The organism is Paracnuella aquatica, assembly GCF_003332885.2.
In the GTDB taxonomy this organism is placed as follows: domain Bacteria; phylum Bacteroidota; class Bacteroidia; order Chitinophagales; family Chitinophagaceae; genus Flavisolibacter; species Flavisolibacter aquaticus.
In genome coordinates this window covers 497,908-520,988 of the sequence record NZ_QOWJ01000001.1, presented here as the reverse complement: position 1 = coordinate 520,988, position 23,081 = coordinate 497,908, and the positions used below count along the sequence as shown (strand labels likewise).

At 48.0% G+C, this 23,081-nt stretch carries 23 protein-coding genes and 1 tRNA gene; 13 read left to right on the top strand and 11 right to left on the bottom strand.

All coding sequences use genetic code 11. From position 1 onward, the window contains the following. Window positions 1-201: 201 nt before the first annotated feature. Both DRJ53_RS02320 and DRJ53_RS02315 read left to right on the top strand, forming a co-directional pair. Entirely contained in the window at window positions 202-1,044 is an 843-nt protein-coding gene (locus tag DRJ53_RS02320; RefSeq protein ID WP_114233954.1) for a hypothetical protein, read from the top strand. A gap of 183 nt (window positions 1,045-1,227) precedes the next feature. Beyond that, on the top strand, window positions 1,228-2,652 hold the full coding sequence (locus DRJ53_RS02315) for a saccharopine dehydrogenase C-terminal domain-containing protein (RefSeq protein ID WP_114233953.1): 1,425 nt from the start codon (window positions 1,228-1,230) through the stop codon (window positions 2,650-2,652). A gap of 34 nt (window positions 2,653-2,686) precedes the next feature. Here the strand turns inward: DRJ53_RS02315 and DRJ53_RS02310 are convergent, their stop codons facing one another. Continuing rightward, window positions 2,687-3,379, bottom strand: a complete 693-nt coding sequence (locus DRJ53_RS02310; protein ID WP_114233952.1) for an SIR2 family NAD-dependent protein deacylase — start codon at window positions 3,377-3,379, stop codon at window positions 2,687-2,689. Window positions 3,380-3,622: 243 nt separating this feature from the next. Here DRJ53_RS02310 and DRJ53_RS02305 point away from each other — a divergent pair, with 243 nt between their 5' ends. Next, window positions 3,623-3,985: a cupin domain-containing protein gene (locus tag DRJ53_RS02305; protein ID WP_114233951.1), complete on the top strand. Its 363-nt coding sequence runs from the start codon at window positions 3,623-3,625 to the stop codon at window positions 3,983-3,985. 161 nt (window positions 3,986-4,146) lie between these two features. Here the strand turns inward: DRJ53_RS02305 and DRJ53_RS02300 are convergent, their stop codons facing one another. The 4 genes from DRJ53_RS02300 to DRJ53_RS02285 all read right to left on the bottom strand — a co-directional run bounded on the left by DRJ53_RS02300 (window position 4,147) and on the right by DRJ53_RS02285 (window position 10,521). Then, a complete protein-coding gene (locus DRJ53_RS02300; protein WP_114233950.1) occupies window positions 4,147-5,577 on the bottom strand; it encodes a TolC family protein in 1,431 nt (476 codons plus the stop codon). Then, entirely contained in the window at window positions 5,567-8,812 is a 3,246-nt protein-coding gene (locus DRJ53_RS02295; protein WP_114233949.1) for an efflux RND transporter permease subunit, read from the bottom strand. Before DRJ53_RS02295 ends, DRJ53_RS02300 begins: the two co-directional genes overlap by 11 nt. Before the next feature lie 24 nt (window positions 8,813-8,836). Further along, entirely contained in the window at window positions 8,837-9,922 is a 1,086-nt protein-coding gene (locus tag DRJ53_RS02290; RefSeq protein ID WP_114233948.1) for an efflux RND transporter periplasmic adaptor subunit, read from the bottom strand. A gap of 143 nt (window positions 9,923-10,065) precedes the next feature. Further along, on the bottom strand, window positions 10,066-10,521 hold the full coding sequence (locus tag DRJ53_RS02285) for a hypothetical protein (protein ID WP_114233947.1): 456 nt from the start codon (window positions 10,519-10,521) through the stop codon (window positions 10,066-10,068). 466 nt (window positions 10,522-10,987) lie between these two features. On the opposite strand from DRJ53_RS02285, the gene DRJ53_RS02280 reads away from it, so the two are divergent. Together DRJ53_RS02280 and pncA are read left to right on the top strand one after the other, a co-directional pair. Beyond that, a complete protein-coding gene (locus DRJ53_RS02280; RefSeq protein WP_114234423.1) occupies window positions 10,988-11,230 on the top strand; it encodes a hypothetical protein in 243 nt (80 codons plus the stop codon). Window positions 11,231-11,302: 72 nt separating this feature from the next. After that, window positions 11,303-11,908: a bifunctional nicotinamidase/pyrazinamidase gene (pncA, locus tag DRJ53_RS02275; protein WP_114233946.1), complete on the top strand. Its 606-nt coding sequence runs from the start codon at window positions 11,303-11,305 to the stop codon at window positions 11,906-11,908. 205 nt (window positions 11,909-12,113) lie between these two features. Here the strand turns inward: pncA and DRJ53_RS02270 are convergent, their stop codons facing one another. From DRJ53_RS02270 to DRJ53_RS02255, 4 genes are all read right to left on the bottom strand, one after another. Further along, window positions 12,114-13,541, bottom strand: a complete 1,428-nt coding sequence (locus DRJ53_RS02270) for an L-serine ammonia-lyase (protein ID WP_114233945.1) — start codon at window positions 13,539-13,541, stop codon at window positions 12,114-12,116. 205 nt (window positions 13,542-13,746) lie between these two features. Then, window positions 13,747-14,256: an FKBP-type peptidyl-prolyl cis-trans isomerase gene (locus DRJ53_RS02265; RefSeq protein WP_114233944.1), complete on the bottom strand. Its 510-nt coding sequence runs from the start codon at window positions 14,254-14,256 to the stop codon at window positions 13,747-13,749. 33 nt (window positions 14,257-14,289) lie between these two features. Further along, a complete protein-coding gene (locus DRJ53_RS02260) occupies window positions 14,290-14,622 on the bottom strand; it encodes a hypothetical protein (protein ID WP_114233943.1) in 333 nt (110 codons plus the stop codon). 62 nt (window positions 14,623-14,684) lie between these two features. After that, window positions 14,685-14,755: transfer RNA gene (locus tag DRJ53_RS02255), tRNA-Cys, on the bottom strand. 100 nt (window positions 14,756-14,855) lie between these two features. On the opposite strand from DRJ53_RS02255, the gene DRJ53_RS02250 reads away from it, so the two are divergent. The 5 genes from DRJ53_RS02250 to DRJ53_RS02230 all read left to right on the top strand — a co-directional run bounded on the left by DRJ53_RS02250 (window position 14,856) and on the right by DRJ53_RS02230 (window position 18,631). Further along, entirely contained in the window at window positions 14,856-15,731 is an 876-nt protein-coding gene (locus DRJ53_RS02250) for a nucleoside phosphorylase (RefSeq protein ID WP_114234422.1), read from the top strand. Window positions 15,732-15,735: 4 nt separating this feature from the next. Then, complete coding sequence (dapF, locus tag DRJ53_RS02245) at window positions 15,736-16,518, top strand: diaminopimelate epimerase (RefSeq protein WP_114233942.1); 783 nt, start codon at window positions 15,736-15,738, stop codon at window positions 16,516-16,518. A gap of 24 nt (window positions 16,519-16,542) precedes the next feature. Continuing rightward, the gene (locus DRJ53_RS02240; RefSeq protein WP_114233941.1) at window positions 16,543-17,481 is read left to right on the top strand and encodes a magnesium transporter CorA family protein; all 939 of its coding nucleotides are present in this window, start codon (window positions 16,543-16,545) and stop codon (window positions 17,479-17,481) included. Window positions 17,482-17,484: 3 nt separating this feature from the next. Continuing rightward, entirely contained in the window at window positions 17,485-17,964 is a 480-nt protein-coding gene (locus tag DRJ53_RS02235; protein ID WP_114233940.1) for an NUDIX hydrolase, read from the top strand. Between the two features lie 457 nt (window positions 17,965-18,421). Beyond that, window positions 18,422-18,631, top strand: a complete 210-nt coding sequence (locus DRJ53_RS02230; RefSeq protein ID WP_162303785.1) for a hypothetical protein — start codon at window positions 18,422-18,424, stop codon at window positions 18,629-18,631. A gap of 34 nt (window positions 18,632-18,665) precedes the next feature. On the opposite strand, the gene DRJ53_RS02225 is transcribed toward DRJ53_RS02230, so the two are convergent. After that, complete coding sequence (locus tag DRJ53_RS02225; protein ID WP_114234421.1) at window positions 18,666-18,935, bottom strand: acylphosphatase; 270 nt, start codon at window positions 18,933-18,935, stop codon at window positions 18,666-18,668. 234 nt (window positions 18,936-19,169) lie between these two features. Here DRJ53_RS02225 and DRJ53_RS02220 point away from each other — a divergent pair, with 234 nt between their 5' ends. The 3 genes from DRJ53_RS02220 to DRJ53_RS02210 all read left to right on the top strand — a co-directional run bounded on the left by DRJ53_RS02220 (window position 19,170) and on the right by DRJ53_RS02210 (window position 21,514). Beyond that, window positions 19,170-19,946 (top strand): TerB family tellurite resistance protein, encoded by a 777-nt coding sequence (locus tag DRJ53_RS02220; protein WP_114233938.1) that lies wholly within the window; start codon window positions 19,170-19,172, stop codon window positions 19,944-19,946. Between the two features lie 42 nt (window positions 19,947-19,988). Further along, entirely contained in the window at window positions 19,989-20,354 is a 366-nt protein-coding gene (locus DRJ53_RS02215) for a LysM peptidoglycan-binding domain-containing protein (RefSeq protein ID WP_114233937.1), read from the top strand. 104 nt (window positions 20,355-20,458) lie between these two features. Continuing rightward, a complete protein-coding gene (locus tag DRJ53_RS02210) occupies window positions 20,459-21,514 on the top strand; it encodes an endonuclease/exonuclease/phosphatase family protein (protein ID WP_114233936.1) in 1,056 nt (351 codons plus the stop codon). A 173-nt stretch (window positions 21,515-21,687) separates the two neighbouring features. Here the strand turns inward: DRJ53_RS02210 and DRJ53_RS02205 are convergent, their stop codons facing one another. Continuing rightward, window positions 21,688-22,842, bottom strand: a complete 1,155-nt coding sequence (locus DRJ53_RS02205; RefSeq protein ID WP_114233935.1) for an acyl-CoA dehydrogenase family protein — start codon at window positions 22,840-22,842, stop codon at window positions 21,688-21,690. Window positions 22,843-23,081: the final 239 nt, after the last annotated feature.

The window sequence follows — 23,081 nt, the reverse complement described above, 5'->3', positions numbered from 1 at the left end:
TGCTTAGAAAAAAGCGGAATTTAAGCTTGCAAATGTACCCTTTTTAGGCCTAAAAACCTGACGGGCTGCGGTGCATTTACCCACATTTGGCCACCCTTTGGCCCAAGTAGTTGTTAAGATTTTTTTACATCTGTTCCTGATCGTTTTCTGCATAGGCATAGTATTTTCTATTTATAAGTGTAGCAATAAAAGGGAGGTGTTATGAACAGCGTGGGAATTGTTTGGCACCAAAAGGGCCTCAAACTGTTGAACGACCTATTTTCCAAAAAAGTAAACAGAACGCCAGCGGCGCCAACTGCTGCACCGGAAAAGCCGCCGCCACTGGTTTATGTGGCGCTACCCCGGAAAAGCCGAATCAAAGCGGCACATGCTGTTTCCTTTCTTTTTGCCCCATCGGGCAATGTGTACACCCAACTCCCCCAGCCCCGCCCCGCATACGCCCATGCTCCTGCGACTAAAAAATGGGGGAAAACAATCTGGCAACTACTACCCATTGCAGTACTCATCGCAACAATCTTTGCATCCATCGGTATGTTGCGCATTTTAGTGGAAGGCGTTCAGTTTGCAGAATATTACCCGGCCGGCTACATCAAAACACAGAGCTGGCGAGGCGGTGCAGGTCCCGCCCCGCAGGATGCCGTCAAAACCGAATATCAGAATGCGTTGACCCGCGAAATGGTTTCGGCAATGGATACCAGCGTAACCAAGGTGGCGGCGCCGGAGAAAAAGAAAAAAGCAAAGACTGATGCCCGCATCCAGGTAACCGCATCGAAATACCAGTCATCGGTGAAAAAAGGCTTGCACAACCTGAAACTTAAAGTGGTGAACGGAACACCCAGCACGCTGGACAAAGTGGTGGTGGCTGTTGATTTTTTGGGTAAAAAGGGCAAGTTGCTGCAAACCGAATTGTATACCACGCCGCCGGTGGGCCCCCACCAGGAACGGGTGATTACCATTCCCGAAGGTACTCCTGGAATAAAAGTAGCTTACCGCATTCACGAGGTGCGTTCGCGGAAACATGTAACGCAGCTATATAGTTTATAAAAACGTTTTACTGTATCAAAAAAAGTGGTCGCCAATCGGAAATGTTGTGATCATTCTTCTTCTCGGTTACTGTAACATTTACTTTCATTCGTTGGTGTAAACAGCTAATGCAAGTCGCTGCCTCTTCACTCCATTGCATCTGCCCAATCCCCGTTTGCTTATATTCGGGGCAGATTCTTCAGCATGAAAAATATCCTTCTTTTTGGCGCAGGCAAATCAGCCACGGTACTGATTCAATATCTTCTGCAACAATGCGAACAACACGGCTGGCAATTGACCGTAGTAGATGCCAATAAAGAATTGGCTGCGCAAAAATTAGGCAACCATGTTCGCGGCCATGCACAGGCATTTGATGTGACCACTCCCCTAGACCGGATGGCTGCCATTGCCGAAGCTGATCTGGTTATTTCCCTGTTGCCTCCTTCCCTTCATTTACTAGTAGCAAAAGATTGTGTGGCGGCTGGCAAAAACCTGCTCACGGCTTCATACATCGATGCGGGCATCGAGGAATTGCGGCCGCAAGTTGAAGCTAAGGGGTTGCTGTTTTTATGCGAAATGGGACTTGATCCCGGCATTGATCATATGAGCGCCAAAAAGCTGCTGGATAACATTGCGGCAGAGGGCGGCAGGGTTACTTCTTTTTATTCGCACTGCGGGGGGCTGGTGGCACCACAAAGCGACGACAACCCGTGGCACTATAAGATCAGTTGGAACCCACGCAACGTGGTGATGGCCGGGAAAGATGGCGCCATTTTTCGCAAGGACGGCCAGACGGTACAATGGCCCTACGAACAATTGTTTGCAGAAGAACGGCCGGTGAAAATTGAAGGCAATAATTATTGCTGGTATCCCAACCGCGATTCGCTTCGTTATATACCTATTTACGGTATGGAGCAATGTGCTACGTTCATCCGCACCACCCTGCGCCACCCCGATTTCATATTTGGCTGGAAACACCTCATTGAACTGGGCTTGACCGATACCGAAACGATGTACGATACCGACGGCATGAGCCTGCAGCAATTTTTCCAGCAACATTTTCAGCGGGTGCATTTTGATCAATGGCTGCAAACAAAACTGGTGCACCACCTGGCGGCGCAGGATAAAATTTTGGAAGAAGGAACATTTAGCAGCAACGAAATACAAGAAGACGCAACGGCCATTGCTGAAAGAGTGCAGCAGGTATTGTATCGTTCCGGCTTGCTGCTCGACCAGCTTTCGTGGCTGGGCATTAAAGACGGGAAAACGCTGATCAATAAAGGACGCTGCAGTGCAGCGGACGTGCTGCAATTGGTGCTGGAACAAAAACTGGCGCTGCAACCGGGCGACCGAGACCTGGTGGTGATGCAACACGAAATAGATTATGAGCTGGAAGGCCAGCAACACAAAATCACCAGCGCCCTCTACCTTGAAGGGAAAAACGATGCACATACAGCAATGGCTGCAACCGTTGGCCTGCCACTAGGCATTGCTGCAACATTAATTCTTGAAGGTAAGTTGCCTTTAACTGGTTTGCATATTCCTGTAGTTCCAGAAATATATGAACCGGTGCTTTCACTACTGGAACAAGAAGGCATATTATTTAAAGAGTCAGAACAGTTGCTTTAAGCAAAAGCAGTTGTCAAAAAATTTATTGCCTTTATTAAACCAACGCAGCAAGCCGTTTTGATAGCTCTGCTACACCAGAAGTTGCTGGTGCTTCGATGCTGGTTAGGTGCGGCATACGGGCAACATACGGAATGCTTTTATCGACGATAAATTTCGGGATGTGCGCTGGCGCATAATCGATAAGTCCTGCGGCAGGATATACTACCAGTGAAGTGCCTACAACCACAAATATGTCGGCAGCACGAACCAATTGCGCAGCCGGTTCAATCATCGGCACCGCCTCTTCAAACCAAACAATGTGCGGCCGCAGTTGTGCACCGTCTTCTGCCCTGTCGCCCATTTGTATATCGCCGGTTATTGGGTAAACCAGGTCTTCGGAATGCTCGCTGCGCATTTTTAAAATCTCGCCGTGCAGGTGCAACACTTTTTCCGACCCGGCCCGTTCGTGCAGGTCGTCGATGTTTTGTGTGATGATGTGTACATCAAAGTGGGCTTGCAGTTGCGCCAATCCGCAATGTGCTGCATTGGGCAATGCTTCCAATACGTTTCGTCGGCGCATGTTGTAAAACTCCTGCACCAGCGCCGGGTTGCGGCGCCACGCAGTTGCCGTGGCTACTTCATTGATGTCGTATCCTTCCCACAACCCATCAGAATCGCGGAAAGTTTTTAATCCACTTTCGGCACTGATGCCGGCACCGGTAAGCACTACGAGTTTCTTTTTCGACATGGTGATCGGATGGCTTTTAAGTTCACTTGTTCACGGGTTCACAAGTTAGGAATACAAAATGTAAATGAAATGGTGGGTGTATTCATCAACGATCAGGGTTGTGCTGTTTGGATTAACTGATCCCTTACTTTTTATACTCTAGAATCCAGAGAAAACTATTCGCGTCGGTAAGGCATGAAACTCGTGAACATGTGAACTTGTGAACCACCGAACTTGTTATCTTCAAACATCAAACCTGCACCGATGCCCCATTTTATACAAAACAATCCGTTCCTTGTACCGACTACCGATGGCAAATTAATTGAAGAACACGCGGGCCTGGCCAGTACCGGCACAACGCAACTGAGCATAGCCCGTATGGTAGCACCGCCACATTGGGGCGAGCCATTTCAAACACCGGAATTTGATGAATACACGCTGGTGAACAGCGGCCGTAAACAAATTGAAGCCGATGGCGAAACCATTGTGCTCGAAGCGGGCCAAAGTATTTTGATACAAAAAGGTACAAGGGTTCGATACTCCAATCCTTTCGACGAACCATGCGGCTATTGGAGTGTTTGCCTTCCGGCTTTTAATATTGAAACTGTGAATCGTGAAGCAGAGTAAAAACTGCGTTTGAAGGTTACTATGCTATGTTTAGTTTCAAAAAATTACAGGCCAAAACTCGAGATAAATTGACAATCTTTTCATTGACCTTTTCAAGCAACGCTAGTTCAATAAATAAAAAAATTGGCTGGCCGCTAGACCCAGCCAGCCAATTACATCACTTATTTCCAACCGCCTCCTAAAGCCTTGTAAATATTCACTTTTGCATTCAACTGTTTTGCCTTGATCTCCACCAGTTCCATCTTCGATTCCAGCGCTTCCCGTTGCGTCAACAACACTTCACTGTAATCGGCGCGGGCCGAATTAAACAGGTTGTTGGCAATGTTGATCGATTGCATCAACGCCGCTACTTCCCTTCGTTTCGTCTCGTAACTTTTTGCCGAAGTCTCGATCTTGGAAAGCTGGTTCAACACGTCAACATAGGCATTGATGATGGTTTGCTCATATTTATACACCGCCTGCAATTGCTGTGCATTAGCGGTATTGTAAGCCGCATTAAGTGCATTTTTGTTAATGAGCGGCGCCATCAGGTCGCCGGCCAGATTGTAGAGCAGGGATTCAGGATTGAGCAGGTAAGCTGCATTGAAAGCCTGGAAGCCAACGCTTGCCGAAATACTCAATGAAGGGTAGAAATTTGCCCGGGCAACTTTTACATCCAGCTTGGCAGCAGCGAGCTCGTATTCGGCCTGGCGTATATCCGGACGATTCACCAACAGTTGCGACGGAATACCTACCCGGATGGAATCAATCTTTAAATCATTGAACGATTTAGAAGACCGCAATACTGGCTGCGGAAATCTTGCCGTCAGGTAGTTGATCCGGTTTTCTGCTTCTACTATTTTTTGCCGAATCTCGTATTGATAGTTCTGCGTTTTGAGCAGTTGCGCTTCAAAACGGTTCACTGCCAATTGAGTTACCCGCGCAGCTTCTTTCTGCAGCCGCACCGCTTTCAAAACGTTGGATTGAATATCGGCACTTTGCTGAACGATCTCCATTTCATTATCCAAAGCCATCAACTCGTAATATGCGTCTGCGATCTCCGCGATCAGCTTGGTCACCGCAAAGTTTCGGCCTTCCCTGCTGGCTAAGTACCGCATGATTGCTGACTGCTGTGCATTGTGCAACTTTTTCCAAATATCCACTTCCCAAGTGGCGGTAGCACCAAGGAAAAAATCCTGCAAGGGCTCTGGAAAACGTGTACCTTTTTTTATTTCCAATTGCTCCTCCAGTGCACCAAACCGGGTGTACTTGCCGGCTTTTTCTACACCGGCAGCACCACCAATTTTTGCAGATGGCAGGTACTCACCCCGCCTCGCTTTTACTTCGGCTTTGCCAATCTCAATTTCCTGTAACAGAATGTTGAGCTCCTGGTTATTTTTCAGCGCAGTATCAATCAGTGCACTTAAATAATCATCCGCAAAGTAGGTGCGCCAATCGATGTCAGCAACCGAAACGGTATCAACTGAATTAAGGTATTGTTCCGGAACGGTGGTGTTCTCCACCTTAACGGCTTTTTGGGTAGGTGCACATCCCCATAGCAAGAGCATGCTTGCTACAAGCCCGAGTAATTTATATAACGATTTAGTTTGCATTGTTCATTCTTTTACGTTTTGCTACTTTCATGAGCAAGCCCATTCGCTGCATTTTTTTCAGCCATGAGGCTTCCGATCCGCGTTCAACAAAATCTTCGGTGAGCGGGTTTTCATCTTCGCCCTGGATCAGTTGCCGCCCTTCGGCCCAGGTGCCAAAAATGTAGTACAACCCCGGCACGATGATGACGCCGAACAACGTGCCCAGCAACATACCGCCCAGTGCTGAAGCACCAATGGTTTTGTTGCCCACAGCACCTGCTCCGGTGGCCCGCACCAGCGGCACCAATCCCGCGATGAACGCAAACGATGTCATCAGGATGGGGCGGAAACGTGTCTTTCCACCTTCAATCGCAGCTTGTAACACAGTTGCGCCTTTGTTGTGCATTTGCACGGCAAACTCAACGATCAGTACCGCATTTTTACCCAGCAAACCAACCAGCATGATCATGCCGATTTGCGCATAGATATCGTTGGCCAGCCCCATTATTTTCAGTAATAAGTAGGCGCCAAAAATGCCCGCAGGCAACGACAGCACCACCACCATGGGCAGCAGGAAACTTTCGTATTGCGAAGCCAACACGAGGTATACAAAAATCAACACGACCAGGAAAATATAAATGGCTTCATTGCCCCTTCCGGCTTCGTCGTACGACAAGCCTTCCCAGGCAATGCCATATCCATTAGGCAGTGTTTTTTCCGCCACTTCTTTAATCGCAGCAATAGCGTCACCTGTAGTGTAACCAGCGGCGGGCAAGCCACGGATGGAAGATGAGGTGTACAAATTGTACCGGGTAATTTCGTTCGGCCCCTGTGTTTTGCGCAGCGTTGCAAAAGTGGAATAAGGCACCATTTCTTCCCGGTTGTTTTTTACATACAGGTTCAACACATCTGAAGGCAGCTTGCGGTACTCTGGTCCGGACTGCGTATATACTTTGTAAAACGTATTGAAACGGGTGAAGCCCTGCTCGTAGGTACTACCAATAAGAATGTTCAGGTTTTCCATGGCAGCACCAATCGACACGCCTTTCTGCATCGCTTTTTCATTGTCGATCACGATCTCGTACTGCGGGTAATTTGCCGCGTAGAAAGTAAACAGCCCGGACAACTCTTTGCGTTTTTTCAGCGCCTCCATAAACTCCGTGTTGATCTTGTCAAACTCCTGGTAGTCTACGGTGCTATTTTTATCCAGCATGCGCAACGAAAATCCATCCGAAGAACCATAACCAAGAACTGCAGGTGGCTCAAAAAATTCAACCACGGCACCAAGGTCTTTTGATTTTTCTTCCAGTTCTTCTACGATCTCTTTTACCGAATGTTTTCGATGCTCCCAATCTTTCAGATTGATCAAACAGGTACCGGCATTCGATCCGCGACCTTCTGTCAATATTTCATAACCTGCAAGTGATGTAACGGACTGGATGTCGTCGATCTCTTCGGCAATGTCTTGCAGCTGCCTCGAAATTTCGTTGGTCCGTTCCAGCGTACTGCCCGGGGGTGTTTGCACAATGGCATAGATCTGTCCCTGGTCTTCGTTCGGGATAAAGCCCGAAGGCAACGTTTGGTTGATCTCGAAAATGCCAAAGCCAAACATCAGCAGCAAGCCCACTGTGATCAACCGCCGATTAGCGATGCGCTCCAACAGGTTTGTGTATCTGCCCGTAAGCCGCTCAAAATTTTGGTTGAACCAATCAATGAAAATGCGCACCGGTGTTCGCTTTTTGCGTTTTCCATGATTGTTTTTTAAGATCATGGCGCAGAGTACCGGCGTTAACGTCAGTGCCACTACACCTGAAAGAATGATTGCGCTGGCCATGGTGATGGAAAATTGCCGATAGAACACTCCCACAGGACCCGTCATAAATGCAATGGGAACAAAAACCGCCGTCATTACCAACGTAATCGCAATGACAGCGCCGCTGATTTCACTCAACACCTTTTTAACCGCATTGATCGGGCTTAAATGCTCTTCCTCCATCTTGGCGTGTACGGCTTCCACCACCACAATGGCATCATCTACTACCACGCCAATAGCCAATACCAGCGCAAATAGTGTAATGAGGTTGATGGTCAGCCCAAACAATTGCATGAACATAAACGCACCAACCAGCGACACGGGCACTGCTATGATCGGTATCAGTGTTGAGCGCCAATCGCCCAAGAAAATGAAAACAACCAGGGCTACAAGAATAAAAGCTTCGATCAGCGTATGCATAACTTTTTCAATGGACGCATCAACAAATTTCGAAACGTCGTAATTGATCTCGTAACTCATGCCGGCCGGAAAATCCTTCTTTAGTTCTTCCAGTTTTTCCTTTGTTTTTTCAATGACCGTGCTGGCGTTGGTGCCGCTGTTTTGTTTTAAAACAATCGACGCAGACGGGTGGCCGTCTTTGTTGGAATAAATGTCAAAAAATTCGCTGCCCAATTCTACGTTCGCCACATCTTTCAGCCGCAATAATTCACCATCGGGATTGGCCCTGATAATGATGTTTTCGTACTCTTCGGGCTTATTGAATCTGCCCTTGTAGGTCAATGTAAACTCCAGCGACTGCGCTGTTTTTCCCGAAGCTTGGCCCAACCTTCCCGGCCGGCCGATGATGCTTTGTTCGTCCATGGCTTTCATCACTTCTTCGGTCGACACGTTGTAAGCCCTCATCCGGTCGGGCTTGAGCCAGATACGCATGGCAAATGTGCGGCTGCCCAATATTTGTGCACGCCCCATCCCGCCAATACGTTGCAGCTCCGGAATAATGTGCACGCTGGCGTAGTTGTACAGAAACTTTTCGTCCACTTTTTTCGCGGTGCTGTACAAGTTCACGTACATCAGCATACTTGGCTGAATGGGCGTGATCACAACACCTTCACGCTGCACCAGCGGCGGCAGGTTGTTCATGATCGCATCCACCCGCGTTTTTACATTCACTACGGCGGCGCTGGGGTCGGTGCCGGGTTCAAAAACAATCTGGATGGTTGCTTCACCCGCGCTGGTTGCATCTGATGTGAGGTATAGCATTCCCTGCACGCCATTGATGGCGCGTTCGAGCGGAATTAAAGTTGATTCGACCAATACGTTTGCGCTGGCACCAGGATAGGCAATAAATATATTGACCCGCGGTGGGGCAATGTCGGGGAATTGAGAGACCGGTCTTGTGGTGATGGCCAATATTCCGAGAAATACGATGGCCAGCGAAACAGAAATGGCAAGAACCGGGCGCTGTATAAATTTGCTAAACATGCTTTTGGTTTTTGGTTCTTGTAATTACTCTGCTTTCAGGTCTTGCATCTCTTCGATGATGGCGTTGAACGGCTGCTCTTCGTAGTGAATTTGGTCACCGTTCTTCACTTTACGAATGCCCTCCACCAGTATTTTATCAGTTGGTCTTAATCCTTCCGTTACCACGTAAATGTGGGGCAGTTCCTGTTGAATGGTGATTTCCCGGGCAACAACTCTATTGTCCTTGTTCACCACATACACATATTTTCTATCGAGGATTTCAAACGTGGCTTTTTGCGGAATCAACAGGGCATCTTTCAATGCAGTAGGCATCAGGATGTTGCCAGTTTCGCCGTGGCGCAGGATGCGGTTGGGGTTGGCGAAAGTGGCGCGGAATGCAATGTTGCCCGTTTCGTTATTGAAATCGGCTTCAATGGTTTCAATAACGCCTTCCTTATCAAACAGCGCATTGTTGGCCATCTGCAGCTTTACATTCACCGGCTTGTTGGCCGTTTGCTGGGTGGCGAAGTTGAGATATTCCGTTTCCTGCACATTGAAGTACACCCACACTTTATTGTTGTCCGACAAAGTGGTGAGCAGTTCGCCTTCATCCAACAAACTTCCAAGGCGCACATCATTAAACTTGCCGATGATGCCATCGAATGGTGCCCTGATTTGGGTAAAGCTTAAGTGCGCTTTTGACAAATTCAGTTCAGCTCTTGCTCTTTCCAGCCTTGCCCTTCCTAAAGCCAATTCGTTTTTCGAAACAATATTGCTGTCGGCGAGCAGCTTGGTGTTTTGATATTCTACTGCGGCCGTTGTCAGTTCGGCCTGCGCTTTCTGTGCTTCGGCCTGGTACACTACGGGCATAATCTGGAAAAGCAGCTGGCCTTTCTTTACTGCCTGCCCTTCGTCCACATATATTTTTTGCAGGTACCCTTTTTCCAGTGTGCGCAGTTCGATGTGTTGAATGGAGCGGATCTGCGATACATATTCCTGGTAAATGACTGTATCCTTTTGTTGTGGGCTGGTGACAATAAATTTTGTGGCTTCTTCTTTGTGATGTTCGGCTTGCTTGCAGCTGGCCATAGCAAATGCCGCTAGGCAAATGATGGAGAACGACTTTCCCATAAAATGTTCGTGATTTTTTGAAGACGGGTATGGAACAGAAATGACTTTTGGTTCCTAAAGCGAATAGACTAGTAGGTACATGAATGGCTGCTTAAATGCAGGTGTGCATTAAGGCTTGATTAAGCAGTTGTTGCATCAAAAAATCAGAAAAGAAAACTCTTCCAGGAGCAGTGCAGGATAAAAAGCGGAAGCGTTTCTAAATGCTGTACCGAATGCGTAACTACAGAAGGTTTGGATTCTTCGGAGTAGTCGCTTAAAGCGAGGAATGCCCGATGACAGGTTTTCCAAAAATCATCAGGACCATCTTCGGTCTCGTCTAACCCTTGTTGGGTGTTCTGATCGTCCGGCTCGTCCGAATCGTTGGAATCTTCTGACAGCGGATCAAGCGGGTCGATGTTGAAAAATGGAGAGCCGTTGTCGTTCAGCGTTAATGCCGAACTTTGGAAATGGCCACCGGCCTTTTGGCTTTTTCTATCAGCCTGGTGAATAGCAAGTGCTGCAACCAGCAGCAAAGAAATAAAAACGGGAAGCGACTTTCGCTCCTTCATCCACAACCAGCTATGGTGTACCAATTTTATGGTTTTCCGTTTCAAGTTCATTCGCGCAACAAATGTAGCAGAAATCCGTAATGCCGGGGTAACGGGGTTTTTAAATTATGTTATAAATACCTTTTATCGATGATGAACGGCTTTATTTAGTCGGCCAATACTCTTTTGGAAATGCATGTCTCGGCTTATTTGGACATGGGAAAATTCATGGCTGATATACGGTTGAGTTTGTACCCATTGCTGAATTGTGCCAACCATTGCCTGACTTAGTTGTTTATGCATTTTAGTTTACATAAATGTAATATGACATCTATAATACTTGCTACAAGACAGGTGGCCGCATATCAAAAACCAAATAAGTCAGTTTGCGCAAATCAACTAGTAATAGAATTTCTTTCGAAGGACCGATACCAGTTGATCCAAAATTTTCATCTACTGCTTACCAACTGTTAATGGTTTACAATTGCCATTTTATTTTGGACCCCTTTTTGTAGCCAGAATTGAAAAAACGAACACTATGGCAGAACAACGTTTTGAATTATTGGTAGACAAAGTTCCTTACCAAATCACCGCAGAGCCGTTTACGTTCAATGAGGAAACAAGGTTTCGCGTAACGTACAACGGCAGCGACGAGCATATAATGGCGTACGATACTTCATTAGGCAGGTTTGCCGCCATCGACGATGATGCCGGCACCATCCCCGATACCGTGGAGCGGGCCATTGCCGAAAAGTTGGCCGGTGGCCGCACTTATGCATAAAACAAAAATGCCCGGCGATACCGGGCATTTTTGTTGGCACCCTATTTCGCCATTCCTTTGTAAAAAAAGTACATGCGGGCCTTAATTGTTGTAGATATTCAACCCGATTTTTTGCCGGGCGGTGCGCTGGCCGTACCGGGCGGTGACGAAGTAATTCCTCTGATCAATTTCTTGATGCCGCAGTTCGACCTGGTGGTAGCCACGCAGGATTGGCACCCACCACGTCATGGCAGTTTTGCCTCCAGTCATGCCGGCGCAAAAGTTTTTGAAATGACTGATTTGAACGGCTTACAGCAAATGCTTTGGCCGGACCACTGTGTGCAGGAAACCGCCGGTGCCCAATTGGCTAAAGAATTAAATACGGCACTGATTGAGGCTATTTTTAGAAAAGGCATGGACCCGCAGATTGATTCCTACAGCGGGTTTTACGACAATGGCCACCGCAAGGCTACAGGTCTTTCGGGGTATTTAAAGGAAAAAGGTATCAAGGACGTTTTTGTGTGTGGGTTAGCGGCTGATTACTGTGTGTATTTTACGGCAATTGATGCATTGCGTGAAGGATTCAACACTACGATTATTGTGGATGCTACGCGGCCAATTGATGCAACGGGTTTTGAAAAGGCAAAGACAGATTTAGTGCAGAAAGGCGGGCATATTATTGCTGCACAATTTGTGTAGGGCTTTTGCTCGTGCTGTGATCAGCTTGCGGGATGATTTTTAATTTACAATTGTGTTTGTTGTATGTGGGGTCATATGCTTCGCTGCGCTCAGCATGACAAAGCGAAGACTACTTAAGTTATAAGGTTATAGTACTTACGATCGGGTAAGCTCCAGAATATAATTATAGATAACTGCAAGCACTTCCTATACCTTTCATGAGCACTTAACACTCACTCAAACTGAGCGGGATGTTGACGGCAAGGCCGCCTTCGGCCGTTTCCTTGTATTTGCTATTCATGTCCACAGCGGTTTCCCACATGGTGTCGATTACCGCATCCAGAGAAACTTTTGCAAAATCGGGGCTGCTTTGCAGTGCCAGTTGCGATGCAGTAATCGCCTTAATGGCACCCATGGTGTTGCGTTCAATGCAGGGCACTTGCACCAGTCCGCCAATCGGGTCGCAAGTCATGCCCAGGTGGTGTTCCATAGCAATTTCGGCTGCCATCATTGCCTGGCGTTGCGTGCCGCCCATTACTTCGGTCAATGCTGCCGCAGCCATTGCAGAAGAAACACCGATTTCTGCCTGGCATCCGCCCATGGCTGCAGAAATTGTCGCACCTTTTTTAAAAATGGAACCGATCTCCGATGCGGTCAGTAAAAACTGCAGCGCCTTTTCTTCCGTAGCGCCATCCATGAATGCGATGTAATAATGCAACACCGCTGGAATAACTCCGGCAGCACCATTAGTGGGCGCTGTTACCACGCGGCCAAACGATGCGTTTTCTTCATTAACGGCCAGTGCAAAACAACTCACCCAATCGAGGATGTATTGAAACGAATTGCCGCCGGCACGAATAGCACCAATCCATTCGTTATAATCATTGTATGTTTTTCCGCGCAGCAATTTCTTATTGAGGCTGGCGGCTCTGCGCTGCACATTCAGTCCGCCCGGTAAAATGCCCTCGGTATGACAGCCGCGATAGGTGCACTCCTGCATCACTTTAAAAATTTGTTGCAGGCCGCTTTTTGTTTGCGCTTCACCACGCCAGGCGCCTTCATTTTCCCAAACAACTTCGTGTATGGAAAGGCCGGTTTTGCGGCACCAGTGCAGCAAGTCGGCAGCGGTATTAATGGGAAAAGGTAATTGCACGGGATTTGCTACATTCTGCTCACCTTCTTCCACAACAAAGCCGCCACCAATTGAATAATAGGTTGCGGCAACTTGACGGCCGTCGGAAAAATCAGCTAAAAAAGTAAGTCCATTCGGATGATACGGCAGCGACTCAGAAAAAAGAAATTGAAGATGTTGTGGCGGATCAAAATGAATGGAATGGGTACCGCCTAAATCGATGGTCTGTTTGTGGTTGATTGTTGCAACTCGATCATCAATGGAAGCAACATCCACGGTTACCGGGTCAAGGCCGCACAAACCCAACAACACTGCTATATCAGTGCCGTGGCCTTTGCCCGTTTTAGCCAACGAGCCATACAACAACACCTGCACTTGTTGCACACCTGCAAGCGTTCCGTCCGCTTTTTTCAATGTTTCCAAAAAGCGCAGGGCAGCACGCCACGGCCCCAAGGTATGCGACGATGACGGCCCCACGCCTACTTTGAACATATCAAATACGGAAATTGCTTCGTGTGCCAATTGCTACAGGTTTGGCCAAAATTAATACTTCAAAGTGAGCTGAATATGAAATGAAAGTTTAAACAATACCAGCGTTGAATGACGGTGATATGTTTATTTAATCCTTGATAAATTGAACAGTTGATCAGAACGTGATGCGTTTTATATAAAATAAAAAAGCACCATTGCTATTTAGCAATAGTGCTTTCAAAAAAGTATTGATTGATTAGTTTACTACGCCGTCCAGCTTCACTTCAAAAACAGTGATGGAGTTAGCCGGGATGATTACGTTGCCGTTGCGATCGGTTTGTGGCGCAGCACCGTACCCAAGTGTTGGCGGAATATAGAGCTTCATGCCGCCACCCTGCTTGATCTTGGGCAGGCCATTTACCCAGCCGCGGATCAGGTTACTCAGTTCCCAGTAAGGAGTCGAAGTTTCGCTTTTATCAAACACGGTACCGTTGGTGAGCATGCCTTTATAGCGAATGGAAACGCCGGAACATACACCCGGTGTGGCGCCGGTGCCTACCGAATCAATTACATACATCAGGCCGCTGCAGTGCTCTACATAGTTGGTGATGTTGTTGGTCGTCAGGTATTCTTTTACAGCCTGGATTTCGGCCGCAGGTGCTTTCAGCGCACACTCATCGTAGTTGCAATTTCTTTGGGGTTCTTCGTTCTTCAGGCACCCTGCAAGTGTTGCAGCAATGGCAAGGGTCAGCAATGTTTTCTTCATCAAGGATTATTTGAAAGGTTAAGACGCTTCTTTTTAGGAATGCGCTGCACCGGCAGCTTTTTCTTTTTGCTTTAATTCCTGGTAGCGTTGTTCGTTTTGCTCCCATTTATGCCGGCTCGAAAAAACGGTGATGAACACAGAAATGGCCACCACGGCAATAACAACGGTGTACATAAATGACGCATTACCCCGCGCCACCATCTCCGCTTTTTTATTCCAACCCGAAAAAAGGTTGATAACAATAGCCACTACCATCAGCACGCCCAATGGCAGGCCGATGCTGAACTGTCGCAAAAACTTTTTTTTGTTGTTGCGATTGGCTTCCCAATACTCCAAAAAATCCTGTTCCTGTTTGGTTAGCGGCATGGATTTATTTTATGCCTTTGTTTAAAAAATAAAAAAGCTGTCGCGGGACAGCTTTTTTGGTGAGGTACCAAGCAGATTCGAACTGCTGTACGAGGTTTTGCAGACCTCTGCCTAGCCACTCGGCCATGGTACCCTTTCGCTTGTACGATTTCTCGTTTTTGAGCGGGTTGCAAATATAGATAATTTTGCAAACCAAAATCGCCTCTAATTTTTTGTACCTAATTTCCGCATTCATGCAGCGTATTGCCGAATCAGAATTAATCATCAATGCACGGGGTGCCGTGTATCATCTCGATTTGCGGCCCGAAGAACTGGCCGATACCGTCATTACCGTAGGCGATCCCGGCCGTGTGGCCGTTGTGTCCAAATATTTCGACCACATCGAATACAAGGCAGAGCACCGCGAATTTATTACCCATACCGGCACCATCGGTGGCAAACGCCTGTCCGTAATTTCTACTGGCATCGGACCTGATAATATCGACATCGTGGTAAACGAACTGGATGCGCTGGTGAATATTGATTTTGAATCCCGCACCATCAAGCCCACGCTTACAGCGCTGAATATTGTACGCATGGGCACCTGCGGTTCGCTGCAGGCAGATGTGCCGGTGGACAGTTTTGTTGCTTCTACGCATGGTTTGGGCCTCGATAACCTGCTCAATTTTTACCGGCTGGAGCACAACGATGAAGAGCGGCAACTGTTGCAGTCTTTTGCCACGCATACACAGCTGCACATGCAGGTAACCAACCCTTACATCAGCTCGGCAAGCCCTTCGCTGCTCAAGCATTTTGTGCATGGCTACCACCAGGGCATCACTGTTACCTGCCCCGGTTTTTATGGTCCGCAGGGGCGTGTGCTGCGCCTGGGCGTACGCAACCCGCAACTCATTACATCACTCACTCAATTTCAGTTTGGCAACCACCGCATTGCCAATTTTGAAATGGAAACATCAGCCATTTATGGCCTGGGCCGGCTGCTGGGACATCATTGTCTTTCGCTCAATGCCGTTGTGGCCAACAGGGTGCGGCAGGAGTTTTCGAAAGATGGTGCGGCCGCTGTGGAAAGCCTGATTCAACAATCGCTGGAAATGCTTCGAAGTATTTAAATACATGCAGATTAATTTTTACAAATACCAGGGCACCGGCAACGACTTTGTGATCCTGGACAATCGCAACGGCGAATACAGCAGTTTGTCGAAAAAACAAGTGCAGGCTATTTGCCAGCGCCGCTTTGGTGTGGGCGCCGATGGCTTGATGATGCTGAATGCACATGCGGAATACGATTTTGAAATGAAATATTACAATGCCGATGGCGGCGAAAGTACCATGTGCGGCAATGGCGGCCGTTGCCTGGTGAAGTTTGCCTACGACCGTGGCATCATCAAAACCGTGTACCGCTTTTTAGCAGTGGATGGCCCGCATGAAGCGTCGGTGGACCTGGATGGTTCAGTGTCGCTGAAGATGGTGGATGTAAGCGGTATGCAGCAGCAGTCGGGCAGTTTTGTATTGAATACCGGCTCGCCGCATTTCGTGCAATTCAGCAGCAATGTAATGGCAGAAGATGTGGCCAAACGCGGCCGTGAAATCCGCAATAGCCCGCCATTTGTGGCCGAAGGCATCAACGTAAACTTTGTGGAGCAAACCGAAGATAGTTACCGCATCAAAGTACGCACCTACGAACGGGGCGTGGAAGATGAAACCTACTCCTGCGGCACCGGTGTAACGGCTGCAGCACTGGTTTGTTACCACAACGATAACGGATTTAACCGCGTAGAAATTGATACCTTGGGTGGCCGCCTGAGTGTTGATTATGACAAAGTAGGCGATTCGTTTCAAAACATCTGGCTTACCGGCCCGGCCGTGCAGGTGTTCCAGGGTTCCATTCAATTATAGTTTCCACCTTTTCAACGTGTTCCTTTGATTCAGTATTTTATCAACGTTAATCAGAAAACAGTACAAACGCCCAAGGCGCAAAACGGCACCTGGGTGAACGTGCTGCCACCGCTGAAACAGGAAGAATTTACTGAACTGTCGGAAACGCTGAACATACCGATCGACTTCCTAACCGACTCGCTGGATATTGACGAACGTACTCGCTTTGAAGAAGAAGACGGTGTGCGGTTGATTGTGCTGAAAACCCCTACCCTCAATAATTCGTTCAACGAAAGTGATGCGTATTACATCACGATACCGGTGTGTGTCATCCTCACCGACGACCAAATCGTAACGGTAAATTCGTTTGAGAACCCGGCGATGAAAAAGTTTTTAAACACCTTTCAAAACCGGCACCCCAATAAAAAGAACATGATGGTGCTGAAGATCTTTGAAAAGGTGGTGCAAAACTTTATGGAAAGCCTTAAAGAAGTGAACGGCCGGCGCAACAGCCTGGAACAAAAGCTCTATCACGCCAACCGCAACGAGTACCTACTGCAACTGATGCGCATACAAAAAAGCCTGGTGTATTTTGTAACGGCGCTGCGGTCGAATGAGTTGTTGTTTATGAAACTGGAGCGCACCAATTTTTTGGGGCTTAATGATGATGAAAAAGAATTTTTGAACGACCTTATTGTAGATAATTCACAGGCGCTTGAAATGGCGAACATCTACACCAATATTTTGAGCAGCACACTTGATGCATTCGCTTCCATCATTGCCAACAACCAAAACGAGGTACTGAAGCGGCTTTCAGTGATCACCATTGTGCTTACTTTTCCCGTGCTTATTGCCTCCTTGTTTGGCATGAATGTACCGAGTGGCTTTGAACGATCTCCATACGCATTTTACATCGTTGCCATATTATCGCTGGGCATTTCGCTGGGCATTGGCTGGTTTTTTTTACGTAAAAAAATATTTTAGCGCATGGCCACCATCACCCTGCGGGTTTATGGCATTTTGTTCAATGAAGCGGGCCAGTTGCTGGTCACCGATGAATTGATCCGCGGCGAACGTTTTACCAAGTTTCCGGGTGGCGGCCTTGAGTGGGGCGAAGGCACACGTGAATGCCTGGTGCGGGAGTTTAAGGAAGAAATGAACCTGCTGGTAGAAGTAAAAGAACACCTCTACACAACTGATTTTTTCCAGGAGTCTGCGTTTAAAAAAGGCGACCAGATCATTTCCATTTATTACCGCGTCCAGGCGTTGGAGCCACTGCAGGTGCGCATCAGCACCGAACCCTTTCAATTTGATGCGGGCCAGCTGGCACTATATGATGCCACACGCCAAACCGAGTCTTTTCGGTTTATTGACTGGCACACACTCACCGAAAATGATCTAACGTTGCCGATTGACCGAATTGTGGTGGGATTGATGAAGCGAGGCGATATTGTGGTGGCGGCGTGATAAACGTGAAACGTCAAATGTGAATGGCCAATCGTGCATGTTAGAGCATTTCCGCGCAATTTTGATTGCTGGTTTGTAAGTGATTGCTTACTGGCAGAGGTTCTTTTTCACCCAGTATTTAACCACCTGTTCGAATGTGATCAGGAAACTGCACAAACTTTTGATTCGATCGACTACATTATTTCTTTTTTAAAGAAATGGCAGCATTCCAAAAATTTCTTTTTCTAGAAATTAACTAGGGCACATTTGCTGAAGTGCATCGATCCTAATGTATTCGTACAATTTTTCTCAACAAGCACTTTACAATAATTAACGCCACACATCACCTGCCCCACTTCCTTTCCAGATTCGCACACCCTTCACGTCTGACGGTTCACGTTTCACGGCCCGCCCACTTCATCATTACCCTTCCCCGCCCGTGGCACAGATTTTTGCGGCTATTGGCAAAACAACAATCATGTCCAACGAACGCAACAATCAACCACCAGCGAACCAACAACCTGCCGTACACCAGCAACCCAATGTGGCGCAAAATGAAGGGCTGGAAATGAACCTGAACGAAAATCCAAGGGCGAATGAAAATGTAACAGAAGCAGCAGGCGGAAAGCCCGTAAAAGGCGATGGAGATGGCGTAGGCAGCGAGATCACCGATGGCGAAGCGGGTTAGATAAAATGTTATGGCAGCAACAATGCGTTGTCTTTTACCGGATGATTTGGAAGCCGTCAAATTGTTCTTCGGGTAGCATTTGCGCCTGCATCTCGGTCACCCTTGCGCCGGGCGGACCTACTTTGCACCACGCTTCCATCGCTGCCAAGGCGCCATCGGGGCCGGTTGCCCGCAATCGCACCGATCCGTCAGGCAGGTTTTTAACCCAGCCGGTAAGGCCCAATGTTTCGGCTTTTTGCCGGGCCGATGCACGGTAGAAAACTCCTTGCACTCTTCCGGATATGGTCCATTCCTGTGTAGGCATGCGCTTTTTGTTTTTTTTAAAAATAAATGTATGTACAACTGCAAAACATAGTACTACCCGATGTTTCGGCAGTGGTGAGAAACGGAGTTGTTTAGTTATAGAGTTTTTCTGCAGCAAGGCTAACCAAAGCAAATGGATATTACCCGGTTGCCGTATGTGCCCTCCTTTCCATGCTTTGCATTTACAGCCGAGGCTGGCATAATATTTACGGTTTTCGTGTAATAAAAAAATTATATGGACCAGCAAACTACGATTCTTGCCGGTGCTTCCGACGGCGAAAAAGCTGCTTATTTAGGCGTGATCGCCTCCATTGCCACCGCCGACCATGAGGCCAGCGATGAAGAACTGGAGTATATAGCGGCGCTATGCGAGTCGGCGGCATTGCCGCAGGCACAAACCGAAGAGGTTTTGCGTACCGCCCGTGAAGCTTCTGAACCGCACCTGAAACAGCACCTGGAAACGCTCAAAACAAGCGACCTGAAGTTTTCGCTGGTCACCGACCTGATCACTTTTGCCAAAGCCGATCAACATTATTCCGAGGCAGAGCAACACCATGTACAGCGCATTGCGGAAGCACTGCAAATTGACCAGCAGCAGTTTGGCCTGTTAGATGAATACACGGACAAGGCCATCCAATCTGACGCTGCGCCGGAAGAAGTAGCTAGCCCTACTTTTTTAGCCAATACCGGGCTGCAACAAAAAATGCAAAGTGCCGGCATCAACACCGGCGGGCTGCTCAAAGGTTTGCTGAGCTTTGCCGGCCCAATGATACTGGCAGCCATGCTGCGCCGCCGCGGTGGCGGAGGCGGGCTCGGCGGTATGTTGGGCGGTGGCGGTTTAGGTGGCGCACTGGGCGGCATGCTGGGTGGTAGCGGTGGCCTTGGTGGCATGCTCGGCGGCGGTAACCGTGGTGGTAGCGGATTGGGTTCACTTATTGGTATGCTCAGTGGCGGCCGCGGCATGAGCGGCGCTGGAGGTATGCTGGGCCGCATGTTGGGTGGCCGTTTTTAAGTCAAATTTTCCATTCATTTTTAAACCTTAAATGTTCTCCATATGTCAGCATTAACTGATAAATACGCACAGGTAATTAAAGTAGCCCAGGAAGCAGGCATCACCGATCTGCAGGTTCGCGAGGAAGGCACCATGCTCCATGTAACGGGCACCGCGCCAAACGAGCAAGCCAAGCAACGTGTTTGGGATGTGTACAATACTTTGAACCCCGATTACAAGTCGGCCGATATGGCGCTGAATATAACCACCGGCATGGACGAGTACGAAGTAAAATCCGGTGACTCCCTTTCAAAAATTGGCAAGGAACACGGTGTGGATTGGAAGACCATTTACGAAGCCAATAAAGATGTTATTAAAAATCCCGATCTCATCCAGCCGGGTTGGAAACTGAAAATACCAAAGGCTTGATCTTTTATTTTTCCCGTTGTAAAATGAGGCGCACCAATTACGGGGCGCTTCTTTTTTGCCTTGGCAACGGGATTGCATAGTCTCATCCATACATCCCTATTTTTATGCTCCTTGCCCTTACTATTTGTTCCATCCTCTTGTTGGTAGTATCTGCATTAACGCTGGTGCGCAACGACTTTTGGGTGTTCAAGGTGTTTGAATATCCGCGGTTGCAAAAGCTCATTCTCATGGCTGTGGTAATAGCCGGATGGGCATTGGTGTTGGATCAAATGAAACCGGCGCACTACGTCATCTTTGGATTGCTGGTCTGTGCAGCATTTTACTATGCCGGAAAAGTTTTTCCCTACACCATGCTGTGGCCTACCGAGATCAAACGGATCAAAGCGGCAGAAGGTATTTGCAGCCTGAAAATTTTTTCCGCAAATGTGCTGCAAACCAATACTGAGTACGACCGGATGCTGGCACAAATCAGGGAAACCGATCCCGACATTGTTTTTCTACTGGAAACAGATGACGGTTGGGAACAAGCGATGCGGCCGTTACTACAGAAATACTCACACCACCTGTTGCAGCCGCAGGACAACACTTACGGCTTATTGTTTTACACCCGCATAAAAATGATTTCGGGCACGATAAAACAGCGGGTGAAAGAAGATATTCCATCTATAGAAGCGGTGCTGAAAATGAGCAACGGGCAGGAGGTAAAAATATGGGGATTGCACCCCGAGCCGCCCGTGCCGGGTGAGAATTTATATTCCACTGCCAAAGACAAAGAGTTGATGAAAGTGGCGCTGCTGGCCCGTAAAGAGCCCTTGCCCTGCGTGGTATTCGGCGACCTGAACGACGTGGCATGGAGCCATACCACCAAGCTGTTTCGCAAGACCAGCGGCCTGCTCGATCCCCGCATTGGACGTGGTTTTTATTCTACTTTCAACGCACACCATTGGTGGATGCGCTTTCCGCTGGACTATATTTTTTGCTCCACAGATTTTGGCCTTGTCCACATGAAGCGCATGCCCAAAAACGGCTCTGATCATTTTGCCACATTTGTACACCTGGCATACCAGCCACGCTTGGAACCCGAGCAATCGGCACCGGAAGCGACAAAGGAAAATATTAAAGAAGCAAAGGAAATGGCAACGCAGGAGGTGGTGGAGTAGGGAAAGTCGGAAGACGGAAGTCCGAGGTCCGAGGGCCGAAGACGAGAAGATCATGTTATGGAAAAAATGTTTTCTGTTTACTCAATTATTGAATAAACAGAAAACATGCGCACAATGGTTTAATTGAGTAGCTCTAGAACACATCTTCGGACTGCGGACGTCCGACTTCCGACTTACTTCAGAATCGTCCTGCTGATCACAATGCGTTGCACTTCGCTGGTGCCTTCATAGATCTGGGTGATCTTGGCATCACGCATCAGCCGCTCTACATGATATTCTTTTACAAAGCCATAGCCACCGTGTATTTGCACGGCTTCCGTTGCGGTCCACATGGCCGTTTCTGATGCAAACACTTTCGCCATAGATGAAGCCAAAGTATAATCCTGTTTTTGGTCTTTTAACCAGGCCGCTTTAAGGCATAGCATCCGTGCCGCTTCAATGCGGGTGGCCATATCGGCCAGCTTAAATGCAATGGCCTGATGGTTCATGATCTCGGTGCCAAATGCCTTGCGGGTTTTGCTATACGCCAGCGATAACTCGTAGGCGCCGGATGCAATGCCCAATGCTTGTGACGCAATACCAATACGGCCGCCAGCCAAAGTTTTCATGGCAAACGAAAATCCAAAACCATCGGCGCCGATTCGGTTTTCTTTGGGCACTTTTACATCGTTGAACATGATGGTGTGGGTATCAGAGGCACGGATGCCGAGCTTATTTTCCTTACCACCCACTACTACGCCAGGCCAGGATTTTTCTACGATCAGCACATTAATGCCGTGCGAACCTTTCGACGGATCGGTCTGCGCAATAACGAGGTACACTGATGCAGTGCCGCCATTGGTGATCCAGTTTTTAGTGCCATTGAGCAGGTAATGATCGCCTTTGTCTTCGGCAGTGGTGCGTTGCGATGTGGCGTCGGAACCGGCTTCTGGCTCACTGAGCAAAAAAGCGCCCAGGTACAACTCGCCGTCTTTTTTGCCTTGCGCCAGTGGCGCCAGGTATTTTTGTTTTTGTTCTTCGCTGCCAAACGCTTCAATGCCGTAACACACGAGGCTGTTGTTCACACTCATGCACACGCTAACCGAGGCATCTATCTTGCTGATCTCTTCCATAGCCAGCACATAGCTCAAGGTATCGAGGCCGGCGCCACCATATTCCTGCGGCACCATCATGCCCATAAAACCTAGATCGGCCAGCTTCGATATTTGTTCTTTGGGAAATTTTTGAAGTTCGTCGCGTTCAATAACGCCGGGCAGGCATTCGGTTTGGGCAAAATCCCGCGCCGCCTGCTGAATCATCAGGTGTTCTTCTGAGAGTTGAAAATGCATAAACAAGCAATGTTTCCACAAATATAACGGGTCCGTACTGCCCGGCTTTCAAATTAGAAAGCGTTGTATTTCCACCTGAAAAAGCTGAATGATTTTCGAAAAACGAGCGGCGGTTTTGAATGGATAATATGTGGAAGCAGGCACTTTGGTTTCAGGGTAAACAGAAGTGAAAAGAATGGATTATTTGCTCGAGCAAATTCGGTCGCTTTTCATCATCAAAATAAGCCCGTTTCAAATCA

Excerpts from the sequence above, each read along its gene's own strand:
- DRJ53_RS02320 (WP_114233954.1), top strand. The coding sequence starts at position 202 with ATGAACAGCGTGGGAATTGTTTGGCACCAAAAGGGCCTCAAACTGTTG.
- DRJ53_RS02315 (WP_114233953.1), top strand. The coding sequence starts at position 1,228 with ATGAAAAATATCCTTCTTTTTGGCGCAGGCAAATCAGCCACGGTACTG.
- DRJ53_RS02310 (WP_114233952.1), bottom strand. The coding sequence starts at position 3,379 with ATGTCGAAAAAGAAACTCGTAGTGCTTACCGGTGCCGGCATCAGTGCC.
- DRJ53_RS02305 (WP_114233951.1), top strand. The coding sequence starts at position 3,623 with ATGCCCCATTTTATACAAAACAATCCGTTCCTTGTACCGACTACCGAT.
- DRJ53_RS02300 (WP_114233950.1), bottom strand. The coding sequence starts at position 5,577 with ATGCAAACTAAATCGTTATATAAATTACTCGGGCTTGTAGCAAGCATG.
- DRJ53_RS02295 (WP_114233949.1), bottom strand. The coding sequence starts at position 8,812 with ATGTTTAGCAAATTTATACAGCGCCCGGTTCTTGCCATTTCTGTTTCG.
- DRJ53_RS02290 (WP_114233948.1), bottom strand. The coding sequence starts at position 9,922 with ATGGGAAAGTCGTTCTCCATCATTTGCCTAGCGGCATTTGCTATGGCC.
- DRJ53_RS02285 (WP_114233947.1), bottom strand. The coding sequence starts at position 10,521 with ATGAACTTGAAACGGAAAACCATAAAATTGGTACACCATAGCTGGTTG.
- DRJ53_RS02280 (WP_114234423.1), top strand. The coding sequence starts at position 10,988 with ATGGCAGAACAACGTTTTGAATTATTGGTAGACAAAGTTCCTTACCAA.
- pncA (WP_114233946.1), top strand. The coding sequence starts at position 11,303 with ATGCGGGCCTTAATTGTTGTAGATATTCAACCCGATTTTTTGCCGGGC.
- DRJ53_RS02265 (WP_114233944.1), bottom strand. The coding sequence starts at position 14,256 with ATGAAGAAAACATTGCTGACCCTTGCCATTGCTGCAACACTTGCAGGG.
- DRJ53_RS02260 (WP_114233943.1), bottom strand. The coding sequence starts at position 14,622 with ATGCCGCTAACCAAACAGGAACAGGATTTTTTGGAGTATTGGGAAGCC.
- DRJ53_RS02250 (WP_114234422.1), top strand. The coding sequence starts at position 14,856 with ATGCAGCGTATTGCCGAATCAGAATTAATCATCAATGCACGGGGTGCC.
- dapF (WP_114233942.1), top strand. The coding sequence starts at position 15,736 with ATGCAGATTAATTTTTACAAATACCAGGGCACCGGCAACGACTTTGTG.
- DRJ53_RS02235 (WP_114233940.1), top strand. The coding sequence starts at position 17,485 with ATGGCCACCATCACCCTGCGGGTTTATGGCATTTTGTTCAATGAAGCG.
- DRJ53_RS02230 (WP_162303785.1), top strand. The coding sequence starts at position 18,422 with ATGTCCAACGAACGCAACAATCAACCACCAGCGAACCAACAACCTGCC.
- DRJ53_RS02225 (WP_114234421.1), bottom strand. The coding sequence starts at position 18,935 with ATGCCTACACAGGAATGGACCATATCCGGAAGAGTGCAAGGAGTTTTC.
- DRJ53_RS02220 (WP_114233938.1), top strand. The coding sequence starts at position 19,170 with ATGGACCAGCAAACTACGATTCTTGCCGGTGCTTCCGACGGCGAAAAA.
- DRJ53_RS02215 (WP_114233937.1), top strand. The coding sequence starts at position 19,989 with ATGTCAGCATTAACTGATAAATACGCACAGGTAATTAAAGTAGCCCAG.
- DRJ53_RS02210 (WP_114233936.1), top strand. The coding sequence starts at position 20,459 with ATGCTCCTTGCCCTTACTATTTGTTCCATCCTCTTGTTGGTAGTATCT.
- DRJ53_RS02205 (WP_114233935.1), bottom strand. The coding sequence starts at position 22,842 with ATGCATTTTCAACTCTCAGAAGAACACCTGATGATTCAGCAGGCGGCG.